The organism is Vibrio sp. 9-16B-A1 (genome assembly GCF_056726165.1).
The window spans coordinates 1-20,227 of sequence record NZ_JBSDZD010000024.1 but is presented as its reverse complement, the minus strand read 5'-3'; the positions used below and the strand labels follow the sequence as shown (position 1 = coordinate 20,227).

The 20,227-nt window shown below is 50.4% G+C and carries 15 protein-coding genes and 3 pseudogenes; 4 read left to right on the top strand and 14 right to left on the bottom strand.

Annotated elements, in window-relative coordinates:
* Positions 1-15: 15 nt before the first annotated feature.
* Entirely contained in the window at positions 16-648 is a 633-nt protein-coding gene (locus ACVB80_RS23500; protein WP_481083715.1) for a LysE family translocator, read from the bottom strand.
* Positions 649-794: 146 nt separating this feature from the next.
* On the opposite strand from ACVB80_RS23500, the gene ACVB80_RS23495 reads away from it, so the two are divergent.
* A complete protein-coding gene (locus ACVB80_RS23495; protein ID WP_481083714.1) occupies positions 795-2,279 on the top strand; it encodes a carboxypeptidase M32 in 1,485 nt (494 codons plus the stop codon).
* 94 nt (positions 2,280-2,373) lie between these two features.
* Here ACVB80_RS23495 and ACVB80_RS23490 read toward each other — a convergent pair whose 3' ends face one another.
* From ACVB80_RS23490 to hrpA, 4 genes are all read right to left on the bottom strand, one after another.
* Positions 2,374-2,907 carry a porin family protein gene (locus ACVB80_RS23490; protein ID WP_481083713.1) on the bottom strand — a complete coding sequence of 178 codons (534 nt, stop codon included), beginning with the start codon at positions 2,905-2,907 and terminating at the stop codon, positions 2,374-2,376.
* 139 nt (positions 2,908-3,046) lie between these two features.
* Positions 3,047-3,514: an outer membrane beta-barrel protein gene (locus ACVB80_RS23485; RefSeq protein ID WP_481083712.1), complete on the bottom strand. Its 468-nt coding sequence runs from the start codon at positions 3,512-3,514 to the stop codon at positions 3,047-3,049.
* 236 nt (positions 3,515-3,750) lie between these two features.
* Positions 3,751-4,242: a porin family protein gene (locus ACVB80_RS23480; RefSeq protein WP_481083711.1), complete on the bottom strand. Its 492-nt coding sequence runs from the start codon at positions 4,240-4,242 to the stop codon at positions 3,751-3,753.
* Positions 4,243-4,361: 119 nt separating this feature from the next.
* A complete protein-coding gene (gene hrpA / locus ACVB80_RS23475) occupies positions 4,362-8,267 on the bottom strand; it encodes an ATP-dependent RNA helicase HrpA (RefSeq protein WP_481083710.1) in 3,906 nt (1,301 codons plus the stop codon).
* Positions 8,268-8,619: 352 nt separating this feature from the next.
* Between hrpA and ACVB80_RS23470 the strand changes: the two genes are divergently transcribed.
* Positions 8,620-9,207 (top strand): FMN-dependent NADH-azoreductase, encoded by a 588-nt coding sequence (locus tag ACVB80_RS23470; RefSeq protein ID WP_481083709.1) that lies wholly within the window; start codon positions 8,620-8,622, stop codon positions 9,205-9,207.
* Positions 9,208-9,658: 451 nt separating this feature from the next.
* Here ACVB80_RS23470 and ACVB80_RS23465 read toward each other — a convergent pair whose 3' ends face one another.
* Positions 9,659-10,987 carry a MipA/OmpV family protein gene (locus ACVB80_RS23465; RefSeq protein WP_481083708.1) on the bottom strand — a complete coding sequence of 443 codons (1,329 nt, stop codon included), beginning with the start codon at positions 10,985-10,987 and terminating at the stop codon, positions 9,659-9,661.
* Between the two features lie 165 nt (positions 10,988-11,152).
* Between ACVB80_RS23465 and ACVB80_RS23460 the strand changes: the two genes are divergently transcribed.
* On the top strand, positions 11,153-11,497 hold the full coding sequence (locus ACVB80_RS23460) for a VC1380 family protein (protein ID WP_481083707.1): 345 nt from the start codon (positions 11,153-11,155) through the stop codon (positions 11,495-11,497).
* A 2-nt stretch (positions 11,498-11,499) separates the two neighbouring features.
* On the opposite strand, the gene ACVB80_RS23455 is transcribed toward ACVB80_RS23460, so the two are convergent.
* Positions 11,500-12,219: a sulfite exporter TauE/SafE family protein gene (locus ACVB80_RS23455; protein WP_481083706.1), complete on the bottom strand. Its 720-nt coding sequence runs from the start codon at positions 12,217-12,219 to the stop codon at positions 11,500-11,502.
* A 185-nt stretch (positions 12,220-12,404) separates the two neighbouring features.
* Here ACVB80_RS23455 and ACVB80_RS23450 point away from each other — a divergent pair, with 185 nt between their 5' ends.
* Positions 12,405-12,851 (top strand): tellurite resistance TerB family protein, encoded by a 447-nt coding sequence (locus ACVB80_RS23450; protein ID WP_481083705.1) that lies wholly within the window; start codon positions 12,405-12,407, stop codon positions 12,849-12,851.
* Here ACVB80_RS23450 and ACVB80_RS23445 read toward each other — a convergent pair.
* The 7 genes and pseudogenes from ACVB80_RS23445 to ACVB80_RS23415 form a co-directional block, all read right to left on the bottom strand.
* A complete protein-coding gene (locus tag ACVB80_RS23445) occupies positions 12,848-13,822 on the bottom strand; it encodes an ABC transporter ATP-binding protein (protein WP_481083704.1) in 975 nt (324 codons plus the stop codon). The genes ACVB80_RS23450 and ACVB80_RS23445 overlap by 4 nt on opposite strands.
* Positions 13,819-14,799: an ABC transporter ATP-binding protein gene (locus tag ACVB80_RS23440; RefSeq protein ID WP_481083703.1), complete on the bottom strand. Its 981-nt coding sequence runs from the start codon at positions 14,797-14,799 to the stop codon at positions 13,819-13,821. The genes ACVB80_RS23445 and ACVB80_RS23440 overlap by 4 nt, the downstream gene beginning before the upstream one ends.
* A gap of 2 nt (positions 14,800-14,801) precedes the next feature.
* Positions 14,802-15,689, bottom strand: a complete 888-nt coding sequence (locus ACVB80_RS23435; protein WP_481083702.1) for an ABC transporter permease — start codon at positions 15,687-15,689, stop codon at positions 14,802-14,804.
* A 10-nt stretch (positions 15,690-15,699) separates the two neighbouring features.
* Positions 15,700-16,653 (bottom strand): ABC transporter permease, encoded by a 954-nt coding sequence (locus ACVB80_RS23430; RefSeq protein WP_481083701.1) that lies wholly within the window; start codon positions 16,651-16,653, stop codon positions 15,700-15,702.
* A gap of 9 nt (positions 16,654-16,662) precedes the next feature.
* A pseudogene (locus tag ACVB80_RS23425) lies at positions 16,663-18,408 on the bottom strand (ABC transporter substrate-binding protein).
* Between the two features lie 702 nt (positions 18,409-19,110).
* A pseudogene (locus ACVB80_RS23420) lies at positions 19,111-19,926 on the bottom strand (IS3 family transposase); the annotation flags it as partial.
* Between the two features lie 26 nt (positions 19,927-19,952).
* Positions 19,953-20,227, bottom strand: a pseudogene (locus ACVB80_RS23415) (helix-turn-helix domain-containing protein); the annotation flags it as partial.

Genomic DNA, 20,227 nt, shown 5'->3' with positions numbered 1-20,227 from the left:
GCTTTTTTTTGTTTCTTAGCGGGACTCTGTAAGCAGCTTTACTCCCAGTCCCATCAACACTGCACCGGTTGCCCCCTCAAGCCACTTCATAGTCTGAGCGTTACTGAGATAACGCTGAGCTTTTGTGACCATAGCCGCAAGACTGCACTGCCAAAACATAGCAATAACGAAATGGGCAAGCGCCATCGCCAACGACTGGGCGACAGGCGAATAGTCCGGATGAATAAACTGCGGCAGGAATGCCAGATAAAACACCGCTGTTTTGGGATTCAGTACATTCGACAAAAAGCCTTCTTTGAGCGACTGACGCCAGTGCGCCTGTTTGGCGCCACCATCAACAATTTCAATTCCCGCCTCACCTTTAAGCATGGCGCGAATAGAGCCGATACCAAGCCAAATCAGATACCCTGCCCCAACCCATTTCATCAGGGTAAACAGTTCAGCTGAGTGCAACAGTACTGCGGAGATACCAACAGCAGAAAAAGAAGCATGGACAAACAGGCCAAGGCAGATCCCTAAACTGGTCACACCCCCCTGCATACCGCCACTTCGGCTGGTGTTACGGATCACAACAGCAGTGTCTAACCCCGGAGTCAGGGTCAGTACTGTGATAGCAATTAAGAAGGCTTCAGGATTTAGAATGGTCATCACGGTCACAAATTGGGCAAAAAACCGTTATATCAGCTGTGATCTGTGAGGTAAAGCATTACATATCTCTGAAAAAGATCGGTGACCACTGTTTTATCTGTTTGATATAGTAGCGGGATTCATTACGCTCTGAGATAAGGAACACCATGAGCTGTTATAAAAAGCTGGTTAACCAGTACCAAAAAATCTCCCGTTTCAGCCACCTGGGTGCCATCTGTGGCTGGGATCAGGCTGCCATGATGCCTGCAGGCGGTAACCAGGCCCGCTCTGAAGCGATGGCTGAACTCTCCGTTCATATCCACAAACTCTCTACCGCACCTGAACTGGGTGAGTGGTTCGATAAAGCAGAGCAGGAATCCCTGACCGATACTGAAAAAGCAAGCCTGCGCGAAATGAAACGCAGCTGGATGAACAGCAACGTTCTTCCGGAAGAACTGGTTCAGGCGAAATCGCTGGCAGGCTCCAACTGTGAACACGCATGGCGCAGTCAGCGGGGTGAGAACGACTGGCAGGGCTTTGAAGAGAACTGGCGCGAAGTGGTGAAGCTTTCACGTGAAGAGGCGCAAATCCGCGCCGAAGCAACCGGCCTGTCCCGCTACGACGCAATGCTTGATCTGTACGAGCCTGGTACCAACAGCGAGTTTCTTCAGAACCTGTTTGGTGACGTAAAAACCTGGCTGCCTGGCCTAATCGATCAGGTCATCGAGAAGCAGTCAAAGGAGACTATCATCCAGCCTGCCGGCACTTTCCCTACCGAGGCGCAGCGCAAACTGGGGCTGGAAGTAATGGAACTGCTTCAGTTCGACTTCAATCATGGCCGCCTGGATGTAAGTGTCCACCCATTCTGTGGTGGTGTGCCTAGCGATGTTCGCCTGACGACCCGCTACTGCGAAAACGACTTTGTTCAATCTCTTATGGGTACCGTCCACGAAACCGGTCACGCCCGTTATGAGCAGGGTCTGCCGACCGCTCTGGCCGGTCTTCCGGTTGGCGAAGGCCGCTCTATGGGCGTGCACGAATCCCAGTCACTGTTTTTTGAAATGCAGCTGGGCCGCAGCGACCCGTTTATCCGCATCCTGGCCGAAAAGGCGGCGAAGCAGTTTGGCCGGGAGCAGGATGATGCTTTCTCGTTTGATAACTTCCACAAGATTTACACCAAAGTGGAAAAAGGCTTTATCCGCGTAGACGCCGACGAGCTCACCTACCCTGCCCACGTGATCCTGCGTTACGAAATCGAGCGTGATCTGATCAACGGTAAGATCGAACATACTGACGTACCGGAACTGTGGGCGCAGAAGATGAAAGATTACCTGGGCCTGGATACCCGTGGCGATTACAAAAACGGCTGTATGCAGGATATTCACTGGACCGACGGTGCATTCGGTTATTTCCCGAGTTACACCCTGGGCGCAATGTATGCTGCGCAGCAGATGGCCGCCATGCAACGTGACCTGAATGTAGACAGCATTATCGCCAGCCGTGACCTGACGCCCGTGTTTAGCTGGCTCAGTGAGAAGATCTGGAGCAAGGCTTCAATCCTGCCGACGAATGAGCTGATCACTCAGGCGACAGGCGAGACTCTGAACCCGGAGTACTTCAGACAGCACCTGGAAAATCGCTACCTGAAGTAATAGCAATATAAGGCCAGGCAGGAACACCTGGCCTGTTTGTTTTGCAGGTATTAATAACGCCGGATAAATCCGGCGCTGTATGAACACTCTTTAATTACATGAAGTAAATCGTCATATTCAGGCCAATATGGTCAACATCACCATTTTTAGTCTTGTACTTCTGAGCCATTACACCTGCAGAGAAACCTTCAGTAAAAAAGTAATCGGCTCCGAGAACGTACATCATGCCATTGCCACTGGTTGATTCACTTTCAACCCATTCATCAGTGCTGAAGTACTTAGTTTCAGTTTCTGCACGCCAGGCATGACGGCCGATTTTACCAAACAGATTGAAGTCACCAAGACGGATCTGCGGCTTCAGAGCAATGTAACCGGAATCCAGTTTCTCTGTTTGCTCATAGAGATTTACATCTATGGGAAGAGGCTCTTTGTATTCATTCTTAACGTGTCCCTGAAAACCAATCTCAACACCAAGAAATGGCAGCACATCCGCACCCAGCGCAATACCTGCACCGAAGTCTTTCTCGCCTCTGAACTTTGCCTGTCCTGCATTAATTCCAAGGTAAACATTTGCTGAAGCTGCTGATGCAGCTGTCATCAGGGCTACTGCCAAAAGAGTTTTTTTCATAATACCGCTTATAAAGACTGAATTCAGATTGAAATGGCATTATATCAAACATACTTTCGGGTAATGGCATCTGGTGTAAGTTTTACGTCAAAAAAAACGCCAGCCTGGGCTGACGTTTTGAATGCTGAAGACTTTCGGCTTACAGGAAGTGGAAAGTCGCGGTCAGGTTAAATGAACCAATGTCACCGCCTTCTACCTTGAATGCCTGGTAAGAGCCACCCAGAGACAGGTTGTCAAACATGAAGTACTCTACACCAGCGCCGTACATTGCCTTGGTGCCATCCAGATCTGCTTCACCAGACTGAGTACCATTATACTTATGCACACCCGCTTTTGCGTAAACGTGCAGTGGGCCCAGGTCAATGCTTGGTTTTACTGCAAAATAAGTAGAGCTGTAATCCACTTCATTAATCTTACCGTGGTTGTTGTAACCCGCTTCCAGACCAATGATAGGCAGAATACCGGTACCAATGTGGAAACCGTATGCAGTTGCGTTTTTACCGTCAAAGTCAGACTGACCCAGGTTTGCACCTGCATACAGCCACGAATCCGCCATAGCGGTTGAAGTAACGCCAGCCAGCGCCATTGCCAAAAGGATTTTTTTCATGATTTTCCTACTACCAAAATCGATTACTGCCAGGTCATCCTGTACCCGTATGTGTCGGCAGGCCAAGCCTGAGCTTTAGCGCTTTTCTCCCTGAGCGCAAAGTTAACCGATTCTAACCACCCACAGCAGGTCTCCGCAACCAGATAATTACGTTGTTTAACAAAATCAAAGTGCTTTTAGGCAAAAAGAAACCGGCCAAAAACAGCCGGTTATCTCTGAATGAAAGGAAGTGACCTTTACAGGAAATGGAAGGTAGCGGTCAGAGCAAGAACACTGGCGTTACTATCAATATCGCCACCCAGATTGTATTGGGTCCAGGAAGCACCTACTGCGAAGTTGTCTATCAGAAAATACTCAGCTCCCAGGCCATACATCAAATCAGTACCGGTTTTATCAAAGCCATCAATATTGACATCAAAGTTCCAAGCATGGACACCAGCTTTGGCATATACCTGAACTGGTCCTACATCCACACTTGGTTTAGCAGCGATATAAATGGTCGACAAATCTGCTGTAATTGCACCAGCCTCGGAGTCCCCCAGAGTCTGATATCCGCCCTCCAGACCAATAAACGGCATAATACCGGTACCAACATGAACACCATAAACCGACGAGGTAGTATCTCCAATCGTCGAGCGGCCAAAGTTTGCCCCACCGTAAATGAACGCATCTGCATACGCAGTCCCTGAGATCATAACCAATGCCACTGCCAATACTGTTTTCTTCATCGCTATACCCTCTGCATCATTAATACATGGTGGCAAAATACTGACACTGTCTATGCCACCACGTTCATTTGATTAAAAGATTAGCAATAAATGTTCCAGACTGCTCAAATTAGCATCAATTAACAATCAGCGATCGCGTTTTTCACCCGTTTATCAGATACAGGATAAGGTGTACCCAGTTGCTGAGCAAAGTAGCTGACCCGCAGCTCTTCAAGCATCCACCGAATCTCTTTCACCTCAGGTGGTACTGCGACACCTTTCGGGATCTTGTTCAGAAGCTCTTTGTAATCCTTGGTAACCGATTCGATTTTCAGCATATGCAGGCGGTCTTTGTTCGGATCAATCGGCAGCTTCTCCATACGGCGCTCAATCGCCTTCATATAGCGAAGAATGTCCGGCAGCTTTTTCCAGCCGCATTCCGTCGCAAAACCGCGGAAGATAAGCCCTTCGATCTGCGCTTTAATGTCAGACAGAGCAAAAGCCATCGACAGGTCGACCTTGCCTTTCAGCTTCTTGTTAATGCTGAACGCCGTAGTCAGTATTGTCTCTACCTGCCTTGCGACCTCAACAACTGTATCACCCAGTTCAGCGCGGACGTGCTCTTTCAGTGCTTCAAACTCTTCCGGCTGCCAGACGATACCGCCCCGCTCTTCAATAAGTTTGTCGACGCCACAGGCGATACAGTCATCAATAAGGTCCAGCACCTTACCGTACGGATTAAAGTACAGACCCAGCTTCGACTTGTTCGGCAGATTCGCGTGCAGATACTTAATCGGTGACGGCACGTTAAGCAGTACCAGACGGCGCTGACCAGCAGCCATCGCCTGCTTCTGCTCCTGCTCGGTTTCAAACAGCCTGATCTCAACGCTGTCTTTGCTGTCAACGATAGCCGGGAAGGCTTTCACGTCATAGCCACCACGCTTCTGCTGGTAGACCTTCGGCAGTTCGCCAAAGCTCCAGGTGTGCAGGCCCTGCTGCTCGATATCATCATCGGCTACTTTTGACAGTGTCTGCTGAACTTTCTCTTTCAGGCTATCTTTGAGCTCGTGCAGATCGGCGCTCTCTTTCAGCTTGCGATTGCGGTGGTCCACAGCGCGGTAAGTCACTTTCAGGTGATCCGGTACCTGGTCCATATTCCAGTCTTCCCGAAGTACTTCTACACCCGTCATACGGCGAAGCTCTTTTTCCAGCGCGTCCAGAAGCGGCACCTCCATCGGCGTAACACGCGCCAGAAATGCATCAGCGTAGTTCGGCGCAGGAACAAAGTTCTTACGCAATGTTTTTGGCAGAGACTTAATCAGGCTCACCACCAGTTCATGGCGCAGGCCCGGGATCTGCCAGTCAAAACCTGCCGGTTCTATCTGATTCAGGATCGGCAGCGGGATATGCACGGTTACACCATCGTTATCATCGCCCGGCTCAAACTGGTAGCTCAGCTTGAGCTTCAGGCCATTTTGGTGCCAGAAGTTCGGATAATCCAGGTCGGTAACATGGCTGGCGTCGCCTTTGAACAGCATCTCTTTTTCAAAGTTCAGCAGCTCTTTGTTCTGCTTAGACGCCTGTTTCCACCAGGTGTCAAAGTGACGGCCTGATACCACCTCAGTGCCAACGCGCTGATCATAAAAATCAAACAGCTCATCATCATCAACCAGAATGTCGCGGCGGCGGGACTTATGCTCCAGCTCTTCCACTTCTGCCAGCAGGCGGCGGTTCTGTTTAAAGAAAGCGTGTTTGGTTTCCCACTCACCCTCTACCAGTGCGCTGCGGATGAAGATCTCACGGCTCACTACAGAATCGATATTGCCGTAGTTCACCAGACGCTTAGGTACGATTGGCACTCCATAGAGCATCACTTTCTCATACGCCATGACCGCTGCGCGCTTTTTCGACCAGTGAGGTTCACTGTAGCTGCGCTTGATCAGGTGTTTGGCCAGTGGCTCAATCCACTCCGGCTGAATTTTCGCGATAATACGGCCCCAGAGCTTCGATGTTTCCACCAGCTCGGCAGACATAATCCATTTAGGCTGCTTCTTAAACAGGCCCGATGCAGGGAAGATATGGAAACGGGCATTACGCGCGCCCTGGTACTCGTTCTTCTCCTGATCTTTCACACCAATATGAGAAAGCAGGCCAACCAGGATCGAGCTGTGCACACCCTGATAGCTCGCCGGCTCATCGTTGAGTTTAAAGTCCATCTCACGCATCGCCTGATGCAGCTGGAAGTAAACATCCTGCCACTCACGAACGCGGAGATAGTTAAGGAAATCCTGCTTACACTGCTTACGGAACTGGTTGCTGGAAAGCTCTTTCTGCTGCTTTTTCAGGTAGTCCCACAGGTTCACAAAGGTCAGGAAATCCGACTCTTCATGGAAGAAGCGGCGGTGCTTATCATCTGACGACTGCTGTTTGTCGCTCGGGCGCTCACGCGGGTCCTGAATCGACAGGGCAGAGGCGATAATCATCAGCTCTTTCAGACAGCCGTTCTTCGGTGCTTCCAGAACCATACGTGCCAGTCGCGGATCGATAGGAAGACGTGCCAGCTGACGGCCGACAGAAGTCAGGCGCTTACGCGGATCGCTGGCTTTATCATTAATCGCACCCAGCTCTTCAAGCAGGCGGACACCGTCCTGGATATTACGCTTGTCCGGTGCTTCCACAAACGGGAAAGCTTCAATATCGCCCAGCCCCAGGGCGGTCATCTGCAGGATTACCGACGCCAGGTTGGTACGCAGAATTTCCGGGTCGGTAAACTCAGGGCGCAGGTTAAAGTCTTCTTCTGAGTAGAGACGAATACAGATACCCGCTTCCACACGACCACAACGACCTTTTCGCTGGTTGGCACTGGCCTGGGAAACCGCCTCGATTGGCAGGCGCTGTACTTTGGTCCGGTAACTGTAACGGCTGATACGCGCCGTGCCCGGGTCAATCACGTACTTGATGCCAGGAACGGTCAGCGAGGTTTCAGCAACGTTGGTCGCCAGTACGATGCGGCGGCCTGCGTGGGGCTGGAAGATCTTGTTCTGCTCTCCGGCAGACAGTCGCGCATACAGCGGCACAATTTCGGTATCGCGCAAATTACGTTTGTTAAGCGCATCCGCGGTATCGCGGATCTCCCGCTCACCGTTCATGAAGATCAGGATGTCACCAAGGCCCTCATCACACAGCTCGTCTACGGCTTCGAAGATGCCTTCAAGCTGGTCGCGGTCAGAATCATCATCGCCGCTCAGTGGGCGGTAACGGGTCTCTACCGGGTAAGTACGGCCGGAAACTTCAATAATAGGCGCATCGCTGAAGTGTTTTGAAAAACGCTCAGGGTCAATGGTTGCCGAAGTGATGATCACCTTCAGGTCCGGGCGACGCGGCAGAAGCTGCTTAAGGTAGCCCAGAATAAAGTCGATGTTCAGGCTGCGTTCGTGCGCCTCATCGATGATGATGGTGTCGTACTGGTTCAGGAAACGGTCGTGCTGGATTTCTGCCAGCAGGATACCGTCGGTCATCAGTTTGATCTGGGTATTGTCGGAGATCTGGTCGTTAAAACGAACTTTGTAGCCGACGAACTCACCCAGTGAGGTCTGCATCTCTTCTGCGATTCGGTTTGCAACCGAGCGTGCCGCCAGACGACGCGGCTGAGTATGGCCAATCAGACCAAACTTACCACGACCGAGTTCAGCACAGATCTTCGGCAGCTGAGTGGTTTTACCCGAACCGGTTTCACCGGCGATAATCACCACCTGATTAGCTTCAATCGCTTCTGCGATATCCTGTTTTTTCTGGCTGACCGGAAGCAGTTCCGGATACTCGATATGCGGATTAAACGCGCCACGCTGCTCCGCATCTGACATAGAGCGGGCAATATCCAGGGCGATTTCATCAAATACGGCGTTGCGGGCGGCTTCTTTCTTAATTTTACTTGCGCCGCTGATACGCTTGCTGAGCCGGAAACGGTCTTTCAGCATGCAGCCTTCGAGCGCTTTACGCAGAGATGCAGCGCTGTTGGCCTGAGTTTTTGGCTGTGACGATGTCAAAGCGTTACCTATTCATTTACTTCTTAAAAATTGGCGGGATTGTACCATAGCTCTGGCATTAGTAGGGAGAATGGACTCTCTTTAGTCCGGTGCTTCAGTCAGGAGTGGCTAAACAAACGCGCATAGACCCATTCCTGGGGCTTCACCGTGCCTTCCTGGGGGCCCGCCTAGGGCACGGAGAGTTTGTTTAACCACTCCTGACTGCCCCATTATAACCTGCCAGATAACTAACTTTATCCTTATTCAAATTTTTCGAACAAACTGTTCGCAAAACAGCTCTGTTTTCACTTGCGACCGGGTATTACTATCTTCTCATCAACCGAATCATCCTCCAAAGCAGAAGGAATTTACTATGTCCCGTATCCTTGTATTGAAATCAAGCATCCTTGGTGGCTACTCTCAGTCCAACCAATTAATCGAACAATTTACCGAGCAACTGCAGGGAAACGAGATTGTAGTTCGCGACCTGGCGCAGGACGCTCTGCCGGTATTAGATATGAATGTCGCAACCGCGCTGCGTGGTGGTGATGAACTGAGCGATGAGCAAAAAAAGATCCTGGCGCTTTCTGACACACTGATTGAAGAAATCAAAGCCGCTGATTCACTGCTTATCGCCGCGCCAATGTACAACTTTACCGTACCGACTCAGCTGAAAAACTGGGTTGATATGATTGCCCGCGCAGGTGTGACCTTTACCTATACCGAGCAAGGCCCTAAAGGTCTGCTGGAAAACAAGAAAGCTGTAGTGATCACTACCCGTGGCGGCATTCACAAAAATGCACCAACCGATATGATCACACCGTATCTGCAAACCGTACTGGGCTTTGTTGGCATTACTGATGTTGAATTTGTGTATGCTGAAGCGCTAAACATGGGTGAAGAAATGGCTGCAAAAGGGCTGGCTGAAGCGAAAGAGAAGATTGAGGCGCTGGCGCTTTAATTCGGGAACTTCCTCAACAATGAACTGAGTCAGGATCTGCTTCCAGCTATCGAGACCGCATCAGAATAGCCTGATAACGTGCTTGCTGTAACAGCTGTGAGTCGCTGCCGCGAAATATGGCATTTCCCGGTTGAAAGCAGATCCTGAATCGCGCTTAACCACATGAGCGTGGTAACAGTTAACGGGAGCGCGTTCAGGATGACCGGAAATAAAATTATATTATTTTTAGTAAGTTAACCTTCTACAGACAAATCATTTTCCGTTTTCCCCGAACTAACCATTAACACCGGGTCATCCTGAACTCGATTCAGGATCTACTCACAGCGTGTCGTAATGGCGAAGCGAAGCCAATCAATATACTTTAAGCGATACCCGAACATTCTTGTTCCAACGTCCGCTCAAAAAAAACGCCAACCAACCGGTCAGCGTTTCATTCCAATTACAATCAAACTCAGAAGTCGTACTGCAGATAAATCGTATTGTAGTTACTGCCACCCTTGATACGGCCAAACTGTGAGGCTTTCTCAAAGATTGACGAGCGGTGGTGCAGGCCGTAACCGATCCACATGTTGTCCCATTCTGGCTTGCTGAAGATATCACCCACATTGAAGTCGAATGAAATATCCAGGTAGTTCATCAGCGGGCTCATGTTCTCATACTTACCTTCCAGTTCACTGCTCTCGATTTTGGTGATGTGCTGTACATAAGACACACCCTCACCGGCACCAAACTTCCAGCGAACTGGCCAGTCGAAGGTGTAGTAAGCTTTCACCGCCACCACATATTCAGGGCTTGAACGCTGAGTATCACTTGACCAGTGCCAGGCTACACCCGGGGTCAGGTACACGTCCAGCGGCAGGCCAAACAGTTCATCAGTCAGCGGATGGCCGTAGAAGAACGAGGTCATCTTGTTGTTGTTTTCGTCCGGCACACCTTTGAACTTGAAGATGTCGCCCATATCAGACGGAGTCGCAAAGCCCTGCGCAACTCGCAGATAAGGCTTGGCACCAATCTCTTTCTTCTTCGGCGTCGACTTGTTATCAAACAAACCAAAGCCTAAAAAGTATTCCTGATTCCAGCGACTGTCGATCACCGAAGTGTTGTACGCTGCGTCATCAATACGGGTCATGTACGCCGAGCCCAGCAGGTACAGGTTGCCAGTTACGTGGTAACGCGCATCAAAACCAGCTTTCACTTCAGTGCCGCTGCCGATCTGACGATTGTAGTATGGCGTGCCTTCCAGGTTATTACCCGCAAGGTAGTAAGAGTTAAAGTCGCTGCTCTTGTAGCGAAGCTGGACACTAGGTTTAAAGTCCCAGCTTTCAGTTGCGTATTCAGCAGTAAAACGCAGGTTACCGTGCATGCGGGCATGGCTGTCGCTCATTACCTCAACATCGGTGTACCAGTCCTCACCGGTAAATGCGCGATACTGGAAACCAAAATCAAAGGTATCGCCGCCGTACTCGTTCTGCTTACTGGCAGGAAAATCCACAAAGCGGAGGCGGGTCAAAAGGTTGATCTGATAATCGTCCTGCTTATACAGATGTGCGCCTCCCTCAAGGCCATCCATAAAGAAGGTTTCACCTTTGTACCAAAAACCTGGCACGTAGGTATCAACGATTTTGTCTTCAATACCTGCAGCAGAAAAGTCGTGTACCAGGGTCGATGAGCGATACATCATCGCCACGCCCCACTCTTGTTCTTCGGCGGCAAATGCCGAAGCAGAGGTTGCAGCCAGGCCAAGCGCAACCAAACCAGTGATTCGATGTTTAGAAAGCATGAGAATCTATTACTAAAATATTGTTAATCAGAGAAAATATGTAGCAAATCGCTATTTATTGACGTAATTATCAGGTTTTGTGGTAAAAACAGAGTATATCTATTAAGATCCACGCCCCTTTGCCGCTACTATACTTGTTAGCGACGCATGATATAAAAAAACACTGTGAAAGTATCGGATTTATTACAAATACTTAATCAATTGCCGGACGATCTTGAAATCGTGACAGGCGAAGAATGGTTACCTGAACGTTTGCTGGCTGTCCGGCACGACGAAGACTTCCTGCACCTCTCGTTTGACAATCAGCCATCCGATGTCGGCGGTGATACCGAGGCACGTGGTTTCGTAGAGCATGAAATCGCCCTGATGCGCGCACGCATCCGTCAGATGCTGGCAGAGAACACCGACATTTCTACCAAAACCGAAGCTCTGCTCGCTCTTCTGCTGATTGCTCACGAACAGTCATCTTCAGAGGTGATTGAAATCCTGGAACAGAGCGAAAACGACTGACCCTACCCCAGAGCCTGCCATACTGCGCCCAGGCCACTTGCCAGACACAGTACCAGCGCACAGTAACGGATCCACTGCTTAGAAAACTTATGGATACACTTTCCGGCGAGCCAATAGCCAAGCCAGGCCGCCGGGATCAGCGGCACGGTCGCGACCACGTGCTGCCAGTTAAAAAAGCCCACCGGGATCTGTACCAGCAGCGATAAAACCGAGCTCACCACAAAGAAAGCCGACAAATTACCGCGCAGCGAGTTGGCTTCCTGATGCTGAAGCAGCAATGCCATCGGTGGCCCGCCGATACTCGAACTGGTGCCCATGAAACCAGAGAAAAAGCCCGCCACGCACATCCTGGTTGGCGTTGGCTCAATACGGAACGGCAGCAGACTCACCGCCACTGCAAACAACACAAACAGCCCCAGCCACAAAGACATACTGTCCAGCGAGACATAGAACAGCAGCAAACCGCCCATAACCGAGCCAGGAATACGGCCAATCACCGCCATTTTCAGCCCGCCAAGGCTGACACTGGATTTGTGTTTCCAGGCATTGAGAAGAGAGATAAACAGCGCCACCAGACAAATCGGCGCGGGGACATAAAGGGGATTTAGCATAAACAGCAACGGTGCCGCCACAATTGCCAGGCCAAAGCCAATCGCAGACTGAACAAAAGAGCCGAGAAATATCAGCCCCATCGCCATTAACACCGTTGCGTCCATGCACATACCTTTATACCAACAAATTCATGTAAGGTGGTATTAATACCGCCCTCATCGTATCGCTATCGTTATGATACTTCGATAGATTTCACACTAATCGACTCTACGGCAAGTCAGGGTTTTGTCAATAAGCTTGTTTTTTCGACCAAACAGCCCTACTTAATAACTATTGAAGAAGCAGGATAAAAGATATGCTTGGAACCTTATCAAAACTCTTTAAACAGCTGGTTGAAGGCCAGGACCTCAGCGCTGCCCAAAAACCTGACCAGGAACTGGCGATTGCATCCCTGTTCTGCGAAGTCGCTGGCGCAGACCACGACATTACCCCACAGGAGCAACAGGCAAAAATCTCCATGCTGACAAAAGTACTGGAAGTTGACGAAAGCCGCGCAGAGCACCTGCTGAGCAAAGCTAAAGAAAAAGTTCAGGATTCAGCATCACTGTATGACTTTACCTCTCAGCTGCGCCACCTTGAGCAGAGTGAACGGTTTGAAGTGATCAAAGCTATGTGGGAAGTCGCTTTCGCCGATGGCATGCTGGACCCGATGGAAGAAGCCGTAATAAGAAAAGTGGCCGAGTTGTTATACGTCGACCACCAGGAGTTTATACGCGCCAAACTGTCTGTGATGGACAGCTAGTCCACATCATACAAGTGACAGGCTACCTGATGCTCACCGGAATAGTGGGCTTTGGGCACCTCTTTGGCGCAGCGCCTCGTCGCGTGCTGACAACGGGTCCGGAACGTACACCCTGAAGGCGGTGCCAGTGGTGAGGGTACATCCCCTTCCAGCGGAATCGCTTCCGAATGACGGGTCGGGTCCGGTACCGGGATCGCCGAAAGCAGCGCCTGCGTGTAAGGGTGCTTAGGCTCGCGATACAGCTCTTCCGCCGGTGCTTTCTCTACCAAACGGCCAAGATACATCACCCCGACTTCATCACAGATATGCTGGACTACCGCAAGGTCATGGGCGATGAACAGAAACGAAATGCCCTTCTTCTCCTGCAAGTCCGCGATCAGGTTGAGCACCTGTGCCTGTACCGACACATCCAGCGCAGAAACCGGCTCATCCGCCACGATAAACCTCGGTTCCAGCACCAGAGCGCGGGCGATACCAATACGCTGACGCTGACCACCTGAGAACTCGTGCGGATAACGGTTCAGCGCCTGAGGACGCAGCCCCACAATCTCCATCACTTCTGCGATTTTGGCTTCACGCTCTTCCACTGTACCAATTTTATGAATATCCAGCGGCTCACGCAGAATATCGTGAATGGTCATACGCGGACTGAGTGAAGCAAACGGATCCTGAAAGATGATCTGAATATCCTTACGCAACGATTTCAGCTCTTTACCATCCAGCTCCAGCACATTCTGCCCGTCAAGCAGCACTTCTCCATCGGTCGGCTCAAGAAGACGCAGCACACAGCGGCCCAGGGTAGACTTACCACAGCCGGACTCACCTACCAGCCCGAGCGTCCTGCCCTTTTTGATGGTAAAGCTCACATCATCGACCGCCTTACACACCGCCCGGTTGCTTTTGAAAAAGCTCTTACCGACCAGAAAGTGTTTCTTCAGCCCTTTAACTTCAAGCAATACGTCATCACTCATGATGTCTCCTCCAGGGCGTTATAACAGGCGACCGTATGAACCGGATTGCCACACAAAGAAGGTGCCGCCTGATGACACTCAGCCAGCGAACGTTCACAGCGGTCCACGAAACGGCAACCTTTCGGCAGATGAAACAGATCCGGCACCATACCCTGAATGGTTGGCAGACGGGGTACTTTCTTGTCCCGGACCACAGGGATTGATTCAAGCAGCCCTTTGGTATACGGGTGTTTGGGATTAGCGAAAATATCTTCCACTCTTCCCTGCTCCACAACCTGGCCACAATACATCACCACCACCCGCTCACAGGATTCAGCCACAACGCCCAGATCGTGAGTAACCAATACCACCGCCATCTGAAACTCTTTTTGCAGCCGCACCATCTCTTTCATCACCTGAGCCTGAATGGTCACATCCAGCGCCGTGGTAGGCTCGTCGGCAAGCAACAAAGACGGATTACATGACAGAGCCATCGCGATCATCACCCGCTGACGCATACCACCGGAAAGCTGATGAGGGTACTCATCAATGCGCTTTTCCGGTGCAGGAATGCCAACTGTGCGCAGCATTCCTACCGCACGCTGCTTAGCTTCAGCTTTGGAAAGACTGGTGTGATTGCGGATCACATCAACCATCTGGGTACTGATTTTCAAAACCGGGTTAAGCGCTGTCATCGGCTCCTGAAAGATCATCGAAATCTCATTTCCACGCAGTTTTCGATACTCTTTCTCACTCAGCCCAACCAGCTCCTGACCGCGAAAGCGGATACTGCCCCCGGTGATATTTCCAGGCGGGCTGGGAATCAACCCCATCACCGACAGAGAGCTGACCGATTTACCACAGCCAGACTCCCCCACCAGCGCCACGGTTTCACCGGGCATGACTTCAAAACTGACCTGATCAATGGCTTTCACCGTACCTTTATCAGTGGTGAACTCCACCGTCAGATCTTTCACTTCCAGCAATGCTGTGCTCATAACTACACCTTCCTTGGATCGAGCGCATCTTGCAGCGAATCAGAGAACAAATTAAACGCCAGTACCAGTACAAACAACAGACCGGATGCAGCAAAGAAATTACAGAAATGACCGGCGGTCACTTCCCCGCTCGCCTCTGCGATCATCAGGCCCCAACTGATGCTGTCTTTGATACCCAGGCCCAGGAAGCTCAGGATCACCTCACTCTTAATTGCGGTGATAAACAGCAGAGTCATTTCCACCAGCAGAATGTGAGTGGTGTTTGGCATCAGGTGCTTGAAGATAATGCGGTAGGTCGGAACACCCAGTGAGTGTGCTGCTTCAGCAAACTCCATATTCTTCAGCTTGATCACTTCGCCGCGTACTACCCGGGCCGTACCTGTCCAGAACGCTGACGTCATCGCGATATGCATCGAATATGGGTTCCCTTCCAGCGCAACAGCAATTGCTGCAACCAACAGAAAGTAAGGCACACAGTCAAGACTGTTCATCACCCACAGCACCAGCTCATCCAGCCAGGTGCCGGAATAATAGCCCATAAAACATCCGGCGATCGCCCCGATAGTCGTAGCAAATATCGCAACACTCAGGCCTACTTCAAAAGCAGTTTTCGTGCTGTAAATCGCCCGCTGGAAAATATCCTGACCATTAATGGTGGTACCAAACCAGTACTCGGCGCTCGGTCCGGCCTGCCCCATCGCCAGCAGTTCATCCCATTGCTGGGCAATCACACCAGCCCACACCAGCACGGCCACCAGAAAGTACAGCAGAACCACGCTCAGGCTGATCATCCCAATCCGGTCTTTGCGGAACTTGACTATCGCCTTACTCCACAGAGACTCCCGCTTCTGCACGGTTTTCGTTTCCGGCATCGTTAATACATCCGTCATAAAACTGTCCCTATTTAAGCGAAATCCGCGGGTCTACCATCTTGTAGAGCACGTCCACCACACTCACTACCACAATAAACAGCATGGTGATCAACACGATTACGGCTTTCAGTACCGGTAAATCACCGGTGGTGATCGCGTCATAAGTGATAAGCCCGATACCCGGAATACCGAAATAGCTCTCCAGCAGCAGCGAGCCGCCCACCACCACAAACGGAATGGAAAACACAACCCGGGTGATAATTGGAATCAGTGCGTTCTTCAGAACGTGCTTGATCAAAATCACCCCAGGTGTATGACCAAATGCTTTTGCAGTCCGGATATGGTCCCGGGTGGTTTCTTCAACGATGATCGCCCGGTAGAAACGGGTGCTGTACCCCACAGAAACAAACACCGAACACATGGTCGGCACCGTCACGTAGTAGAGGTAATCACTGAAACTGTTTACCTCCCAGCCATATACCGGGAACAGGTTCAGCCCGTAACTGGAACAGAAAATCAGCTGAAGGGCGATGATCACAATGAGGTAGGAAATACTCATCCCGACAACAGAAGAGGACATCACCAGCTTATCTACCCAGCTGCCACGATGGTGCGCAGCAAACAGGCCCAGGCAGATACTGATCACGTGCCCCAGAACAAAGCCCGGGAGAACCAGCATCAGCGAGATGGGAATGGTACGCCCAAGGATCTCTGTAACGCGCTCGCCACTGGAGTCGGAGTAACCAAAATCAAAAGTCACTACCTGGCGAATATACTCCAGGTAGCGGGTGAGGAACGGCTGGTCATAACCCAGCTGATGACGCACTTCAGCGATCTCTTCCACCGTAGGGTTACGGCCAAGCAGATCGTAGGTTTTATCCGGTCCGAAGTAGACCATCAGCACAAAGCTTATCAGAGTTACGCCCAGCAAAAGTGGCAAGCTGTAAACCAGCTTGCGCACGCAATACTTCAAGGTTTCCATACGCGGACCTTATTGAATGTCAACGTATTTGAAGTAGTTACCCAGGATGTCTCGCTGAGGCCACATCACCGCATTCTTGTGCCACATCTGGACACCAGTACGGGAGAAACCGGCGATACCTACACAGTCATCAATCAGGATCTGATTCAGCTGTTTGTAGATAGCGGTACGTTCCGCACTCGGCTGCATGACAGACGCTTTTTCAAACAGCGAGTTAAACTCCGGGTTGTTGTAGTTAGAGCTGTTTGAACCAGGTGAACGGTTCGGACCGTAAAACAGCTGCAGGGTATTCTCTGCATCCGGGTAATCCAGACCCCAGCCCATTGGCACCAGCTGAGTTTTGCTGTTCTTCACGTCACGGTTGAAGTCACCGAAGGTCGCGTAAGCTTTGAACTTGATCTTGTTCTTCGGATAGCCAATTTTCACCAGGTTGCCGCGGAACTGCTCGAAGAACTGCTTGGAGCGAACGCTGGAAGTAGATGGATAGTGCAGTACAGGCAGGTTTTTCGCCGTCCAGCCATTCTCTTTCAGCAGCTGCTTCGCACCGGCAATGTCCTGGGCGATGAATGATGGATCAAGGTTTGGATCGTATCCGTCTGTGCCCGGAATGATATGACCCGGATACGCTTTACCCAGTCCCAGGTAAAAACGCGAGATACGCTCAGGTCAGCTGAAAGATTTGATGATCGCACAGCGCAGCGCTTTGTTTTGCTCGTTCGTTTTAGGGTCTTTGGCGTGACCGAAATAGTCATCATCAAAGTTAAACACGTTGTACACGTAGCCAGGCTCTGTTGATACACGGAACTTGTACTTATCTGCGTACTCAGGACGCAGTTTCACCGGGTCACGGGATTCCAGCACCGTCTCCAGCTGCTCATTTTGCAGCGAGGTGTTCACAATCTCGCTGCCTTTGGTGAACGAGTTCCAGCGGGCAGATACCTGCTTAATCCAGTTCGCTTCCACGCGGTCTACGATAGGCAGTTTCTTGCCTGCCAGATCCGCAATGCCGGTAAAGCCATGAACCAGCGGATCATAACCTTCTTTCATCGGGTCAAAGATTTCATCACGGTAGTTCGGGTTACGTTCAAGAACCGTTTTGGTGTTGTTGTGCGAAATCAGCTTAAACGGACCACTGCCCACAGGATGGGTTGCAAACTCGCGGCCATACTTCTCTACCGCCTCACGCGGTACAATTGCAGAGAAGCCCATTGCCAGGGTGTAAGTCAGCTGAGGGAATGGTTTGGTCAGGGTGATCTGAACGGTGTACTTGTCCAGCGCTTTTACGCCTTCGACCTGTTTATTGTAATCAGAACCCGCTTCTTTCCACTCTGCCATTCCGGCAAATTTACCAGCCCACAGCCATGCGCCCTGGGAGCGGTTCTTAGGATCAAAGTGACGCTTAATCGAATATACAAAGTCACTGGCTACCAGCTCACGGCCTTTGCCACCGGTAAACGCAGGATCGTCGATAAAGTACACGCCTGGTGTAAGCTTAATGGTGTAAACCAGACCGTCTTCCGACACCTCCGGCATACCTGTCGCCACGCCAGGCTTAAGCTCAAACGGCTGCTTAAGGTACTTGTACTCATATAGGGTGTCATACACCGCGGTAACAATGGTATTACTGTATTTGGTAGCAGAGTGAACGGTATCAAAAGTGGTCGGCGCACCACCTTCTGAATATTTAAATACTTTTACATCCTGTGCCTGTGCAAAAGACGCAGCGATCAACGCTGCAAGAGGAAGCAACTTCATCTTCTTCATCTAAGTTCCCTTTAATTATATTTCCTGGATATGCATCCACTTTCTGTGAAATCCGACTTTAGGGTATAGCAATCCCTGATTTCATACCAGAGCATAACCCTGGATTTATTCACACTTTTGAAACAATTCGTTATTTTGCGAGCCGAATCAGGTGGCTGCTGCGGGGAGGTATCAGGTTTGCGAGGGGGGGCAAATATGGGCGGTTCGGGGTGCTTGGTCCTGGGTGCGTGGGTAAAGATGGGGGGCGTGATTCTCGGTTCTCGGAGAGAAGAATGACACGAAGATGCAGGAAAAAACTTGTTCCCACGGTCCTCCGTGGGAATACATACCGGCGTTAAACCGGAAGTGCGGAGCCTGATTGCAAGTCAGATATGCATTACCACGCGGAGCGTAGGAACGAGATAGCTGGGGTCCGTGGTCCGCGGTACTCGGCGCGCGGGGAGAAGAATGACACGAAGATGCAGGGAAAAACTTGTTCCCACGGTCCTCCGTGGGAATACATACCGGCGTTAAACCGGAAGTGCGGAGCTTGATTGCAAGTCAGATATGCATTACCACGCGGAGCGTGGGAACGAGATAACTGGGATTCGTGGTCCGCGGTACTCAGCGCGCGGGGAGAAAAATGACACGAAGATGCAGGAAAAACTTGTTCCCACGGTCCCTGAAGTGACCCCTTAAAGTTGGACAGTTTCGTTAAGCTACCAGCAGCGCCTGATTTCGATACTCTCGCGGAGTCAGGCCATTTAGCTTTACCTTGATCCGCTTTGTATTGTAGTACTCGATATAGTCTTTAAGACTGGAGATCAAGTCATCTGCATCGTCGAACTGGTATCCATGGTACATCTCTGTTTTTAAGATCCCAAAGAAGTTTTCTGCCACTGCGTTATCCAGACAGTTACCTTTTCTCGACATACTCTGCGTCAGTCCGTTATCGGACAGATGTTTCTGGTAAGCCCTGTGTTGATATTGCCACCCCTGATCACTGTGTACTATCGGTTTTGAGCTATTATCTAGCGTTGATATAGCATCCTTCAGCATCTCTGTAACAAGCGGCAAACGTGATGTCTTCGAGATATTGAACGCGACAACTTCTTGGGTAAACAAGTCGAGGATCGGAGATAAAAAGACCTTTTGCTCCTTTACTTTAAACTCGGTTACATCAGTTACCCATTTCTCGTCTGGTTGCGTTGTCTTAAAATCTCTTTTCAAGATATTTGGCGCTATTTTCCCCACTTCACCTTTGTAAGCCCGGTACTTCTTGGGTCTTACTGTTGACTTCAAACCGAGTTGAATCATTAAGCGCTGTACCGTTTTATGGTTGAGCTTAATCCCCTCTCTGCGTAGTTCTAAGTGTATCCTGCGATAGCCGTATCGCCCCTTATGTTCATGATAAATTGAATGTATTCTTTCAAGCTCATCTTCATAAGCAGGCTTACGCTTCGCCACCTTGCACTGATAGTAGAAAACGCTCCTTGGTAGCTCAAGAGCTCTCAGTAAGTGTTTTAGTGGGTAAGATTTTTTAAGAGCTAAAACTGCTAACGCTTTTTCTTTGTTCGTTGAAGCCTTTGCTGTTTCAGCTCCTCCAACTTTTTTAAAGCCGCATTCTCCGCTCGCAAGTACGCCAGTTCCTCGCGCAGTTCTTCCAGGGTCATTTCATCATCAGATTTCTGTGGTTGCTTTGGCGACTTTTTCATGGACATTTTTGCTCCGCGACGGTTCTCAAGCCCTTTGATTCCCCGCGCTTTGTATTTATTGAGCCACGCAGTCAAAGTTGTAGAGAAAGAGAGATTTAGGACGGCACTAGTGTGTC